A 13,849-nucleotide genomic window follows, 5' to 3' on the forward strand; every position below is an offset into this window, starting at 1 on the left:
GCCTCCCGTTTATAGTTTGTCCTTGATATAAGCGTCCGCCAGCCTTGTCAGTTCTTTTGCTTTTTCAAGGTCGAACGGACGGAGCCATTCGATGAAACCGGTGAGCACGCTGATGATATCGGCTATTCCGGTTTCCTGTTCCATGTTCCGAATGGCGGCCGACAGCTTGCCGAGAATGTCGGCCTCTTTGGAATTCGGGAACCGTTCCCCCTCCGCCCGTGCCGAGATGGCCCGGTTGATTTCCGCCACCTGACGGTAGAGGTTGGCCACCTGTTCCTGCCGGGTGAGTGTCAGCCCGGCTTTCTGTTCCTCCCATTTCCCGGCACGCACCCAGTTGGACACTGTCACGCGGGACACTCCCACACGCTCCGCTATTTCCTGTTGCGTGAGATTCTCCCGCATGTATAAAGTCTTGGCCCATTCCTTCTTTTGGGCGTTCGTCAAATCTGCCATAGTGCTTTAATTCTTGTGATTCAACTGCAAAAATGCCCTAAAAATCCCGCGAAATAAAAATCGTTCCGCATGATGAGACTTTACAAAACCACCATGACATCATACCGTTACACGGTAAAAATACAATTTTCATACGCTGTTGATTTGTCGCATTTTTGCGATGTGAACCCAGCGTGATTATGTGCTAAAACCAGACAGATATGAGCAGATTTTTCAATATACAGACCGATGCGGAGGGAGTGTGCACCATCTTCCTTTACGGTGACATCGGAGACTATTACGAAGTACAGAGCGGACGGGTGGCCCGGGAACTGTTGGAAGCCGAAAAGGCGGGGAGCCGGATCCATGTCCGCATCAACAGTAACGGCGGCGATGTGTATTGCGGCATCGCCATCTACAACGCCATCAAAAACAGCAAGGCGGACGTACACATCTATGTGGACGGTATCGCGGCCAGCATGGCCAGCGTGATCGCCCTGTGCGGAAAACCGGTAGAGATGAGCAAGTATGCGAGGCTGATGCTGCACAGCGTGAGCGGAGGCTGCTATGGCAATAAAAAGGAGATGCAGAAGTGCATCGAAGAGATAGAGAGCCTCGAAGATAGTCTCGGAGACATTTATGCCGCCCGTCTCGGCATGACGAAGGAGGAGGTCAAGGCTACGTTTTTTGACGGCGAGGACCATTGGCTGACGGCAGACGATGCGCTCCGCCTCGGCTTTATCGACGGCATCTATGACGCGGAACCGGTTCCGGCGGGCAGTACCCCGGAACAGATATATACTTTATTCAACAACCGGCTCACGGAGCCACAAAACAAAAGCAAGATGAACTTGGAGGAAATTCGGAAACACCCCTCGTTTGCCAATTGCAAGAGCGAGGAGGAAGTAATCGCGCAGGCTCAGTCCTACGCAAGGGAAGCGGGCCGTGTCGCCGGTCTGGAAAATGAGAACAACGACCTGAAAACCAGGCTGAAAGAGTTTGAGGACAAGGCGGCCGCCGATGAAGAAGCCGCACGCAAGGCATTGCTTGACGCTGCGGAGGCAGACGGGCGCATCAATGCCGAAATGCGTCCTGTATATGAGAATATCCTGAAATCCAACCCGGAGGAAGGAGAAAAAGCGTTAAAGGCGCTTGCCCCGAAACGCAAGGTCATGGAGGACCTGAAAGTGGACCCGGGAGACGAGAGCCCGTGGAGCAAGCGAATGAAGGAAATCAACAACAAACTTAATAAACAATAACGATGGCGATAGTAGTAAAAAACACCAATTACAACGGCGAGGTGCTGGAGCAGCTGCTGACCCTCGCCGCCACCGGCAACGAAATCGTGGAGAAAGGCCTGATTATGGTCATTCCCGGTGTGGAGAAGAAAATCAGCCTGCCCCGTCTGAAAAGCGGGAAGATGCTCCAAAAACGCAAGGAAAATCCCGGTGTGGAAGATTCGAAGGGCAATTTCAATTATGACGAAAAAAGCCTCGATCCGAAGGATTTCATGGCCTTCACCGTGTTCAATCCCCGTGCCTTCGAGCAAATCTGGCGCAAGTGGCAGCCGAAAGGCAACCTCGTGTTCGCAGAGCTACCACCCGAAGCCCAGAATGCGCTGTTGGCCGAACTGGCCAAACAGGTACAGTTCGAATTAGGTGACCATTACATCAACGGCGAATACGGAGACGATGATGACCATCTGTTTAACGGTATCCTCACCCAAATGGCCAAAGATACGGAACTCATCATCGTGGACAGCGAGGAAACAACCATGCTCGGCAAGTTGAAAGCCGTTCGGAGCGCTATCCCCAAAGCAATCCGCAACAACCCGAACCTGCGTATTATCATGAGTATCGATGATTTCGACAAGTACGATGACGAGTTGACGGAACGAGAGGCCAAAAACGCCAGCGAGACGGACGTCAATGCCAGACGTTACAAGGGTATCGCCATCGAGACTTTGGCTGCATGGCCCGACGATCTGATTGTGGCCACGTTGTGTTCGATGGGCGCAGACGGAAACCTGTTCGCCGCCGTCAATCTGCAAGACGATGAGAATGTCATTCAGATAGACAAGATTTCCAATGCCAGCGAGTTGTACTTCTTCAAGATGCTGATGAAGGCTGATACCAATATCGCTTTCGGGGAGGAGACCGTGGTTTTGGACAGCCGCAAAAGTCCCGTATTTCAGCCGACTGCAAAAACCATTTCTGCCGACCCAACCACGGTGGCTATTCCGGCAGAGGGTGGCAGCAAGGAAGTGACCGTAACAGCCAGCGGTGAATACACCGTAGGCGCCGCTCCGGCCGGTTTTGAGGTAGAAGAAACCGAAACCGGTGTGACCATTTCGGCAGAGGCCAATGACACGGGCAATGCGAAAAGTGGGACTCTGACCATTACCCTGAATGCCGACAACTCGAAAACCGCTAAGATAACCATCTCGCAAGCCAAACAAGGAGCATAAGTCATGGGAAAGTTGAAATATCTGGTACTGCATTGCACCGCCACCCCCGAAGGGCGTGAGGTGACAGCTGACGAGATACGTCGCTGGCACACCTCCGCACCCCCTGTCGGGAGGGGTTGGAAGCAGGTAGGATACACCGATATGATACACCTCGACGGCCGTGTGGAGAGGCTGGTGGACAACAACGAGGATGCGCAGGTCGATTCATGGGAGATTACCAACGGGGCAAAAGGGTACAACACGACAGCTCGGCACGTTGTGTACGTGGGCGGTGTCGCCGCCGACGGCAAGACCCCCGTGGACACCCGCACCCTCGCACAGCGGAAAGCGATGGAAACCTACGTAAAGGATTTTCATCGTCGCTTCCCCGACGTGGAGATTGTCGGCCACAACCAGCTGGCGGCGAAAGCCTGCCCCTCGTTCAACGTGCAGACTTGGTTGAAATCAATAGGAATAAACCCATAAAAAGAAGAATGAAATGAAAAAGTTGATTTGTTTTTTCATGCTGATACTCGTGTTTGTATCAGCCGCATTTGCCCAAACGGGCGATGTATCCACCGGTACAGATTATGACAGCATGATCGCCACTTTTGCCGGATTTGCCGGTTGTGTGGTATTGCTGACGGAAGGTATCAAAGCCCTGTTTCCCAAGATGAACGGACTGCTTACCCAGCTTGTCAGTTGGTGTGTCGGTATGGCGGCCGCCATGTTGCTATGGTGGCTTGATGCCGGATTCGTATCGGACGTCCAATGGTATATCGCCCTGCTTTACGGTTTAGGAGCCTCCTTCGTGGCGAACGGGATTGCGGACACGGGACTGGTTCAATGGCTTATCGGCCTTATCGCTAAAAAGTCGGGAAGCAAGTCATAAACAGGTAGTCCTATGGAGCTCAGTGAATTTTTGAACATCGCACTGGGTGGCGGTTTGCTGGCAACCATTATCGGCCTGTTGACCTTAAAGTCTACCGTCCGCAAGGCCGGTTCCGAAGCTGAAATGGCGAAAGCGGAGGCCGAGGCGGTGCGAATAGACAACGCTGAGCACGCCACCCGCATATTGATGGAGAACATCGTAAAACCTTTGAAAGATGAGTTTAACGAGACAAAGAAAGAGTTGGCACGTAACACGCGTGAGATGGCTCGCCTTCGCAAAGCCATCGATACCGCTAACAGTTGCAAACATCGCGATACTTGTCCTGTGCTTAACCGCCTGCACGAGCACCCGAAAGGCAACGCAGGAGAAGATCCGGGAGGAACTGACCCGGTCGGACAGTTCGACCAGCGAAGTCCTCCGGATACGGACGGAAACGGTCCCGGGGTCGGAGATTAGGCTGGTCATACCGGCGGACAGCCTGATGAAACTACCTCCGACGGCATCGTACGGCGGACGGAGCGGCCGGACGAATGTGGCGGTTAACCGCAAGGGAGATACGATTATTGTGCATGCCTCTTGCGACAGCCTGCAGCGACAGTGTGAGTATTACGAGAAATCCTCCTCGGTATGGCGCGAGCGCTATGAAGGCATGGCCGACCTGTACGAAGCGGAATTAAAACAGCGTTCGAACCCCGTTAAAACCTTTTTCACAGGGCTCGTCGCCGGGATAGCGATAACGATATTAGGAATGATAATCATCAAAAACAAATTGAAGAATGGCAACTAAGAAATTCATATACGGCATAGCCGTCGTAAAGTTTAATCAAAAGGAAATCGGCTACATCGAAAAAGGCAGTTGGGACTGGGGCGGCACAAAGGCCGAGAGTACGGACATCGAGGCCGAGCAGGTCCCCGATGCCCCGGTACTGACGATGGCCAACAAGAACGCGACCATCGCGCCGACGTTCAACCTCATTCAGCTGGATTACGAGAATATACAAGCCGTACTGGGCGGCACGCTGGTAGGAACCTCCGGGTCGTACACCGGCTGGAAAGCTCCCACCGACTTGGTAGAGCTTCGCGGCCCGTGGGAAATCAAGTTCGTCTCAGGTCAGACGATGAAGATCCCCAACGGTACTATCATGGCCAACTTGGGCGGCAAGCTGACGCTGACCGAGGTTTCCAAGATAGAGTGCCAGCTGAAAGTGAACAAGCCGGAGGAAGCGGACACCGCTCCTTACGAAATCAACGATACCCCATCGGAATAACGTATGGACGAGAAAGTCGCACGCCTCATACAGCGCGAGGGGGCGGCCGCCCTGTTGGACCGGGGCGTGTCCGTCCCCTTGAAGGATATCCGCCTTCCGTTCCGCAAGCCCCTGCGCCTGCGGGTCGTCATGCGCCGCCCCCGGCTGGGCGGGCTTATTCGCTTGGCCCGGGTGTACCTCTCGTTAGGGGTGACGGCGGAACAGATGAACAAGTTTACGAAGGAGGAGGAAATGGCCTTTTTGGCGACCCACGGCAAACAGGTGAGCCGCATGGTGGCCTATACCCTGTGCCGCGGCTGGATCAGCCGCCGTCTGCTGGTCGGGGCAACGGCATGGCTGGTTCGCAACTGGATAGACACCGAGTATGTCTCGGCCGCCATGCGCAGCTTCGTATTCCTGTTGGGCACAGACCCTTTTACGAGTATTATCAGATCAGCCGAGAGGACGAACCCGATGAAGCTGAGACTGAGCCAAAGAAACAAGGGGAGTTAAAGACGGTATTCGAGCCTTCCCATAGCCCCTTCGGATTTATCTGGCAAGTGGCCGACGCCACCGGCTGGAAGGTAAAGTACATACTGGAAGGTGTGAACTTCCAGACCTTGATTATGATGCTGGCAGACGCGCCCCGCTATATCCGAAAGAAACAGGAGGAGAAGAGCGCGGAGGACGAGGCCGCCGACATCGTGGGATTTTTCCAGAGCAATTTGAAGAGATAACATGGCAATGAAACCGGTAGAAGTAGAGATATTGATGAAGGACCGCCTGTCGGTGGCCCTCGACAAGGCCGGCCGCAAGGTGGACGGGCTGAAAGGCAAGGCGACCGCCGCATCGTCGGAAATGGACAGTCAAGCCCAAAGGTTGCGTACCGCCATAGCCGGGCTCACGGAGCAAATGGAAGAATTGCGCAGGGTCGGACAAAACGCCTCCCTGAACCTCGACCAGAGTGAAAACATGGCCGGTATCGAAGCGCTCGAAAAGCAAATCGCCGAATTGGAATCCCGGTTAAAGCAGCTGGGTGCAACCGCAGAAGCTACACAGACAGTCCCCCCGGAACTGCCCGCCGCCAAGCAGCAATTCAACGGCCTGCACATGAGTATCCAACAGATCGCCCGGGAAATGCCCTCTCTGGCTATGGGGCCCCAGATGTTTTTTCTCGCCATCTCCAACAACCTGCCCATTTTCGCGGACGAGGTAAAAAGGGCGCGGGTCGAATATGACAATCTGGTGAAATCCGGGCAAAAGGGCGTGCCGGTATGGAAACAAATACTTTCCTCTTTATTTTCTTGGCAAACCGCCCTGACGACAGGCATCATGCTGCTGGTCATGTACGGCGACGAAATCATAGAGTGGACCAAAAACCTGTTCAGCTCCAAAGACGGAGTCGACGCCTTGAAAAAAGCCCTGCAGGAGAAAAACGAGGTGGAAAAAGAAGGACATGCCGTCTCTATCCGCACCCGTGCCGAGCTGGACAACACCCTCCGCGAGTTGAGAGACTTTATCGGCACGAAAGAGCAGGAGAAGAACAAGGTCGACGAGTTGAACCGGAAATACGGCGACACGTTCGGCACTTACAAGTCCCTGACCGATTGGTATGACACACTCATACAAAAAGGGAATGCCTATGTCGAGTCCCTGTTCATGCAGGCAAAGGCTCAGTCCTATATTAAAAAAGCCATAGAAGCCGACGAGAAAGCGAACGAAATCCGCAGCAAGGGCAAGGAAGAGTACCGCCCGTTCTGGGGCGCCGGCGGAAAGCTCAACATGTTTTTTGGCGGGGACAACATCGGCCAATATGGAAGCGATCCGGCAGAGACAGCCTTTAACAAAGCCCTGCAAGAGGAGGAAAATAAAAAACAACATTACCTGAATGAGGTCGAATGGTTCCAGAAAGAGGCAACCAGAATCTTCAAGGAAGCGGGACTCTCCGATTACCGGAACATCGAGACTGATGACGACACCGCCAAGACAGAGGCGGAAAAGCGGAAGCAGACCCGGCAGAAACTGAATGACGAGTTGCTGGCTCTGGAACAACAGAACCAACAGGATTGGCTCGACTTGCAGGAGGAGGGCACGAGGAAGAAACTGGCCCGGATAGACGCCGACTATGACCGGCAAAAAGCCGAGATCGAAAAGAAGGCGCGGGAACTGGACGAGCTGAACCGAAAGGCGGGCGTCACCGACACCAACGCCGCCGGGCTGACCGATAGGCAGCAGGAGGAAATTGACCGAGCTAATACCCTTGCCGAAGATACACGGAAAAAAGAGGTCACGGCGGTTTACCGGGAAGAGGCTGTCGCCATGCGCGAATACTTAAAGGAGTACGGCTCTTACCAGCAGCAGAAGCTGGCCATCGCCGAGGAGTATGCCGAGAAGATTCGCCGGGCACAATCGGAGGGCGAACGGCTCTCGCTCGAAAAAGAACGGGACTCGGCCGTCAACCGGCTGGAACTGTCGGCTATCCGGCAGCAAATCGACTGGGGAAACGTATTCGGCCATTTCGGGGTGATGTTCCGCGAACAGGTGCAGCCGACTATCGACCGCCTGAAAACGATCGCTCGAAGCCCGGAGTTTCAATCCTCCGCCGGCGTCGACGAGATGGAAGCCCTGTATGGCTTGATTTCCACCCTGCAACAGTCGGAGACGATGTGGAACGGGGAGATTTTCCGGCAAATCAACGACGACCTCGTCTCTTATCAAAACGCCATGCGGGGCTACATGGCCGCGCAGCAGCGAGAAATCGAGGCGACCGAAGAGCTGGCCCGTGCCAAGCAAACGCTGAAAGAGGCCGAGGGAAGCGGTGACGCCCGCAGCATAGAGGCAGCCGAGCTCTACGTGGGAGAGGCCTCGAAGAATCTCGACAAGGCATCGCAGGACGTGCAGATGTTCGGGACGCAGGTGCAGAGCACCACTACCAGCCTCCGGGAGTCCTCGGAACAGGCAGCCGGTATGTTCCGCAACCTCGAATCGGGGCTGAGAAACCTTTCGTCGGGGAACCTGAAAGGAATAGGACAAGGCGTCATGCAACTCGACAAGCTGTTTAACGGCGGGAAGCTGACCGAAAAACTTGGCGGCTCCCTCGCGGAGGGTTTCGAGAAAATCTTCGGGGACAGCAGCGTCACCCAAGCCCTCGCGGAAGGCTTGGGCAATTCGGGATTGGCCGGCTCCATTATTTCCGCCATACTCTCCATCTTGGACGAATTGGCGACGGAGGGTATCGGGGGTATCGTCGCGGGGTTGACAGACACCGTGCTCGGCGCCGTCAGTGGCATTATCGACAATATCTTTTCGTTGGAGTTTTTCCAACAAATCGGCGAGTCCCTGTTGAAAGGGGCGGCCAATATCCTCGACGCGCTATCGTTCGGGGGCTTGGGCAAACTGGTGGGGAACGGGGACAGCGACCCCCATTTGGAGGAGGACATGGAGCGCCTGAGTTTGACGAACGAAGCCTTGATCGCCGCCATCGAGTCGTTGACCGATGAGATAAAGGGCTCCTCCGGCCAACAAGCCACGGAGCTCTATGAAAAGCAGATGGCCCGTCTGGACGAGGCGGAAGCCCATACGCGGGAACAAATGCAGCGGAGCGCTTCCGCTTACAGCAACGGGCTTTGGGGCATAGGCGGCAAAAAGTCCTCCAACAAAAAAATAGACGATGCCATGAGCGGTAACGAATGGCAGCGTATCAGCGAGGTGGTCGGAAGGACGATCGGCGAGGCCGCCTATTTCTGGAACCTGTCGAGCGAGGAGATGGCGAAGGTCGCCCGGGAAGCGCCCGACCTTTATGCGAAAATCAAGGACTATGCCGATGCGGGCTACAAGGATGCCGCCCGGTATATGGACGACTATATCGCTTTCGCCGAGCAGCGGAAGGAGTTGGAACAGGCCTATTACGAGAGTATCACGCAGGTCTCCTTCGACAGCGTGTACGACAGTTTTATCGACATGCTGATGGACATGTCGTCAGACTGGGAGGATTTTTCCGACGACATGAGCGAGTATCTGATGCGCGCCCTGTTGAAGACCAAGCTGGACGAATTGCTTAAAACGGATATGGAGGATTGGTACGCCACCTTCGGAAGGGCCATGTCCAATGGAGAGCTGACCGACGAGGAAATCGAGGACTTGAACAAACAGTGGGAGGAACTTGTAAAAAAAGGCCTCCATATCCGCGACAGCATATCGGAGGCTACCGGCTATACCGGGGACGACGGCGGAACGACACAGAGCGGGAAACCGGGCGGGTTCGCCGCCATGAGCCAAGAACAGGGCACTAAGCTCGAAGGGCTCTTTGTCTCCGGCCAGATGCACTGGGCCAGCATCGACGAGCGAATGCAGGACGTGAGCGAGCAGATGGGCGCAGCCGTGGACCACCTGCGGCGTATCGAGGAGAACACCGGCGCCAGCGCCAAGCATTTGGGCGAGATTAAGGACGAAATAAAAAAAATTGTACGCGACGGCTTGAAGATGAAATGACGACAACCTGTTAAAATCAACGAGATATGGCAATGGATGCGATATTGGGCGGGAAAGCGCTCGTCAACGGTACGGACATCTGGAAGGAGTACGGCGTGTTTCTGGCCGAGAAAAGGCGGGGCGACCGCAACAACTTGAAGGCGATCCTGTCGCCGGCCAAGACGAAAACCCATGTGGCCGTGGATATACGCGAGGAGAACGGCGAGAAGTACTCGGCCTCGCTCGACGTGAAGAATCAGGCCCGGGACGTGAAGCTCTGTTTCGCCCTCTATGCCGACACCCGGGAGAAATGGCTGGCTCAATACAAGGCCTTCATCACCCTGTTGAAGCAGGGCGACGACGGGTGGCTCGACATCGAATTTCCCGACCTCGACATGACCCTTCGCGTTTTCTACAAGGAGGCGAGCGACTACGAGCCGCTCACTTACCTCTGGCGGGAAGGCAAGCAGGCGAGCCGCTTCTACGTCACTTTTCGGGAGCCGAACCCGACGATTTAAATGACGATTGAACAGCATTAAAACGACCTTAAAACAAGAGTAAGATGATCACGATATACGGCAGCGACGGCATGGCGAAGACACAGGTTCCCTGCGACGACAACTCGACGCAGGAGATGGAGTTGCAGGGCGACAACGCGCTCAGCCTGTCGTTCACGCTCTACGAACACGTGGCGCTCGAAGTCAACGACTATGCCGAGTTTATGGGCAGGAAGTACTGGCTCATGGAACGGTATCACCCCGAGCAAGTGTCGACGGTAGAATGGAAGTACGATATCAAGCTCTACGGCATCGAGAGTCTGGTGAAGCGCTTCCTTGTTATCAACGACACGGACGGGGACGACGAGCCGGTCTTCACCCTGACCGCCCCGCCGAGGGACCATGTCGCCCTAATCGTGAAAAGTATCAACAACGGCATGGGTAGCGGCGACTGGAAGGTGGGCACGGTGGAGGGCGCCGACAACATCGTCATCGACTATTTCGGAAAATATTGCGACGAGGCGCTCAAAGAGGTGGCCGAGAAGGTTGGACACCGCGCCGAATGGTGGGTCGAGGGGCAGACCGTCAATATCTGCCGCTGCGAGCAGGGCGAGGAGGTGACGCTGGCCTACGGCAAGGGGCTGCTCTCGCTGAGCGGCGACATGGCCGACAACGCCAAGTTCTACACCCGGATCTACCCGGTGGGCAGCTCCCGCAACATCGACCCGGAGAAATACGGCCACACCCGGCTGCAACTGCCCGGCGGCGTGAAACACGTCGATGTGAACGTCGACAAGTACGGCGTATGGCATCACTACGAAGCCGAGGCTTTCGCCGGCATTTACCCCAAGCGTATCGGCACGGTGAGCTCGGTGCGGAAGGAAGAGACGAAGGACGAGGAGGGCAACCCCTTTACAATCTGGTATTTCAAGGACGAAAGCCTCGATTTCGACCCGAACGATTACGAACTGGCCCGGCAAGTCAAACGGGTATCCTTTCAGGAAGGTTCGGAACTGGCCGGGCTCGGAGAAGAAGCCGACGACACCTATTACTTCGAGGTCAACTACGACAGTGAGACCCGGGAGTTCGAGATCATCACCATCTGGCCCTATGACGACGACACGCAGCTTCCCAACGACACCTTATCGCCCCAAGCAGGCGACAAGTATATCCTTTGGAATATCCGCATGCCGGACGAATACTATCCGCTGGCCGAGCAGGAATTCAAGGAGGCGGTCGACAAATACAACGAGGAGAATGCCGTCGATGTGAGCCGTTACAAGGCGCCGACCGACCATGTATATATCGAAGAGCACGCCATCGACCTCTATGTGGGGAGACGGGTGAGGCTCGAAAGTGCCAAATATTTTCCGGAGACGGGCTATCGCAGCAGCCGAATCACCAAGATTACCCGCAAGGTCAACCTCCCTTCGCAGGTCGACCTCGAAATCAGCGACGCCACGAGCACCGGCGCGATGACGACCATCAACGACAACATCACCGCCGTCGAGAACTATGTGCGGGAGGCCACGTCGGGCTCTTTCCCCGACCTCATACGGAGCTGGGACAACACCCTGCCCACCGACAACAACGTGTTCAGCGCGCGGCGTACCCTCAAAGAGGCACTCAGCCGCCTGCACCCCGACACGGCACAAGGGAAAATCACTTTCGCGAAAGGGCTGGACATCGGCGTCTATTCCTCGCTCGTAAGCGGCGGAACGTTCAGAACCGATGAACAGGGTAACACCTATATCGAGGCGGACAACATCTTTATCCGAAAGAAGGCGACCATACAGGAGACGCAGGTCAACCGGGTCACCCATATCGCCGGGGAGTATATCGTCAGTTCAGCCTCCTTCGCCCACCTTTTCCGGGTGGAGGAGTTCGAAACGCATTACCGCTGTTATGCGGACGACGGGACTGTCGCCCCCGAAAACGACTTCATCGTGGGGGATATGGCCATCTGCCGGGCGGTCGACCGGACGGAGACCTTGAAGCCCCGCTACTACTGGCGCAAGGTGGTCGGGGTCGGCGACAACTACGTCGACCTCTCCAAGACGGATGCCGACGCCGGTTCGGATATCCCCGTAGCCGGGGACGCCCTTATCCAGCTCGGCTACGATCCGGTGGTGGGCGGCAGCGAGGAGCCCGGGCGACAGAACGCCGTCATCATCTCCTCCGTCGCCATCGACGCCCCCAGCATCAAGCTGTTGCAGGGTATCGGCTCCTACACCTTGCAGGGCAAGGAGGTCGTCAGTCAGGGATTCGACAAGACCACCGCCCGGGCTTTCCTCAAAGTCCTCGGCGACTTTGCCGTCGGTGTCCCCGAACAAAACACCTATCTGGTCTACGACTCGGTGAATAAGGTGCTACGAATTAAGGGCAAATTCATTACCGAGCACTACGACGACCTCGACAAGGCCCTCGAAGAGCGCGAATACCTCAAAGAAGCCTTCCGTAACGACACCGCCATCGACGGGGGTGTCATCGCCACGAGTCTCGTGCAGCTCGGTTACCGCACTTCCGAAGGCGAGTATGTCGTCATGAGCGGGGTGAGCGGTCTCGACCGGGGAGCCGGCAGTATCTCCTACTGGGCGGGCGGAGAGCCCGTGGATCGCTTTACCTACGACGAGGAATCCGGGAAATACGTCGAAAAGGAGGGCCTTGCCGGCAACGAGGCTACGGCCCTGATCCGCATGGACGGCACGGGCTATCTGGCCGCCGGCAATATCCGGTGGGACAAGAAAGGGAAAATCGACACCAACCTCGGGGCATTCTACTTCGGCGACAAACTCATCGACGCCTATCTCAACATCTTTCAGCTTAATGAAGATTCGGAGAGCGGGAAACTGCTCGATGTCACGCCCCTCGTGCCCATGACCGACATCGATGTCAACCATAGCGTCACCATCGGCGGGGCGACGCTGGTATGGGACGCCGCCAACAAGGCCATTAAAGTGTACGACTCGAAAAACGGGGAACCGATAAGCCTCTATACCACCGGCAGCCTCTCTGCTCTCGGTCTCGGCAACCTCGAAGGGGGCGGCGGTGGCGGAGGAGGGCTCATCAAGCTCGTTCATGGGTTCGACGATCTGGGCGGCGTGTTCGACAACACCACAATGACGGAGACGTTCAATGCCTACACGATTAACGAGATTTGGAAACTCGCCAACGCCGGCGCATCTACGATAGGTACAGGGAATGTGGTGACGGCCGTCAGCAAGACAGCCCTCGGTATCGTTGTCACCAAAGGCATAACCCTGTACGATTGGGTGCAGCAGCCGAACAAGCCTGCCTATTCGCTGGCCGAGATAAACAACGTGAGCGGCACATATACGGGGCTGACAGTCGGACGTGCGGTCGAATCGGACAATGCGAAAAAGTTGAACGGACTTGACAACGGGGCTTTCCTGTATAAGAGGGGCGGCATGTATGAGACAGCCACCGGAAACGGGTGGTTGATTCGCACGAAAGTCGAAGAGGCCGAGGCGGCTATGTTGACGTTGCATCTGATCGGAAATGGATATTATAGCCGACGAATTATCAATACGATCGTACAGGCGTATAATTATGCCCCGAACGATGTCGAGTTTACGGCTACGGCCGGTACGCATTTCGGTGACGATTTGGGTGACGTGAAGGTGTTCTTGTACGGGGGACGCGTGTGTTTTTGGGTTTCGGCCAAGACGGATTACCAGACCTGCTCCATATTCGTCTATAACACATACGGGGCTTTGAACGGGACTTGCGAGAACTGTGTGGATAGTATATCGTTGTCTCCCATGCCGGCAGTCGGCGTGAGCAAGCTGACCGTGGTGACCCCGTCTGTCGCCTTGACGGATAACGATTCCATCGCCGCCGACAG

General features: G+C 55.7%; 12 protein-coding genes and 1 pseudogene. 12 read left to right on the plus strand and 1 reads right to left on the minus strand.

Annotated features, from left to right (window positions below):
- Nucleotides 1-9 precede the first annotated feature (9 nt).
- A complete protein-coding gene (locus QVD32_RS00740; protein WP_195330992.1) occupies nt 10-453 on the minus strand; it encodes a helix-turn-helix domain-containing protein in 444 nt (147 codons plus the stop codon).
- 200 nt (nt 454-653) lie between these two features.
- Here QVD32_RS00740 and QVD32_RS00745 point away from each other — a divergent pair, with 200 nt between their 5' ends.
- From QVD32_RS00745 to QVD32_RS13280, 12 genes and pseudogenes are all read left to right on the plus strand, one after another.
- A complete protein-coding gene (locus QVD32_RS00745; protein ID WP_287709966.1) occupies nt 654-1,691 on the plus strand; it encodes a head maturation protease, ClpP-related in 1,038 nt (345 codons plus the stop codon).
- A 2-nt stretch (nt 1,692-1,693) separates the two neighbouring features.
- On the plus strand, nt 1,694-2,899 hold the full coding sequence (locus QVD32_RS00750; protein WP_195330997.1) for a BACON domain-containing protein: 1,206 nt from the start codon (nt 1,694-1,696) through the stop codon (nt 2,897-2,899).
- Between the two features lie 3 nt (nt 2,900-2,902).
- A complete protein-coding gene (locus QVD32_RS00755) occupies nt 2,903-3,364 on the plus strand; it encodes an N-acetylmuramoyl-L-alanine amidase (RefSeq protein WP_195330999.1) in 462 nt (153 codons plus the stop codon).
- Nucleotides 3,365-3,377: 13 nt separating this feature from the next.
- On the plus strand, nt 3,378-3,770 hold the full coding sequence (locus QVD32_RS00760; RefSeq protein ID WP_195331000.1) for a hypothetical protein: 393 nt from the start codon (nt 3,378-3,380) through the stop codon (nt 3,768-3,770).
- A gap of 12 nt (nt 3,771-3,782) precedes the next feature.
- A complete protein-coding gene (locus QVD32_RS00765; RefSeq protein WP_287709967.1) occupies nt 3,783-4,226 on the plus strand; it encodes a hypothetical protein in 444 nt (147 codons plus the stop codon).
- A gap of 25 nt (nt 4,227-4,251) precedes the next feature.
- The gene (locus tag QVD32_RS00770) at nt 4,252-4,557 is read left to right on the plus strand and encodes a hypothetical protein (RefSeq protein ID WP_229036968.1); all 306 of its coding nucleotides are present in this window, start codon (nt 4,252-4,254) and stop codon (nt 4,555-4,557) included.
- Nucleotides 4,547-5,038, plus strand: coding sequence for a hypothetical protein (locus QVD32_RS00775; protein ID WP_287709968.1), 492 nt, complete (start codon nt 4,547-4,549; stop codon nt 5,036-5,038). The genes QVD32_RS00770 and QVD32_RS00775 overlap by 11 nt, the downstream gene beginning before the upstream one ends.
- Before the next feature lie 3 nt (nt 5,039-5,041).
- Nucleotides 5,042-5,530: a hypothetical protein gene (locus QVD32_RS00780; protein WP_287709969.1), complete on the plus strand. Its 489-nt coding sequence runs from the start codon at nt 5,042-5,044 to the stop codon at nt 5,528-5,530.
- Between the two features lie 38 nt (nt 5,531-5,568).
- Nucleotides 5,569-5,754 carry a hypothetical protein gene (locus QVD32_RS00785; RefSeq protein WP_337804483.1) on the plus strand — a complete coding sequence of 62 codons (186 nt, stop codon included), beginning with the start codon at nt 5,569-5,571 and terminating at the stop codon, nt 5,752-5,754.
- Between the two features lie 7 nt (nt 5,755-5,761).
- Complete coding sequence (locus tag QVD32_RS00790; protein WP_287709971.1) at nt 5,762-9,508, plus strand: viral A-type inclusion protein; 3,747 nt, start codon at nt 5,762-5,764, stop codon at nt 9,506-9,508.
- A 32-nt stretch (nt 9,509-9,540) separates the two neighbouring features.
- Entirely contained in the window at nt 9,541-10,005 is a 465-nt protein-coding gene (locus QVD32_RS00795) for a hypothetical protein (RefSeq protein ID WP_287710016.1), read from the plus strand.
- Nucleotides 10,006-10,049: 44 nt separating this feature from the next.
- Nucleotides 10,050-11,675: pseudogene (locus QVD32_RS13280) on the plus strand (hypothetical protein); the annotation flags it as partial.
- Nucleotides 11,676-13,849: the final 2,174 nt, after the last annotated feature.

This window comes from Barnesiella sp., assembly GCF_022723415.1.
In the GTDB taxonomy this organism is placed as follows: domain Bacteria; phylum Bacteroidota; class Bacteroidia; order Bacteroidales; family Barnesiellaceae; genus Barnesiella; species Barnesiella intestinihominis.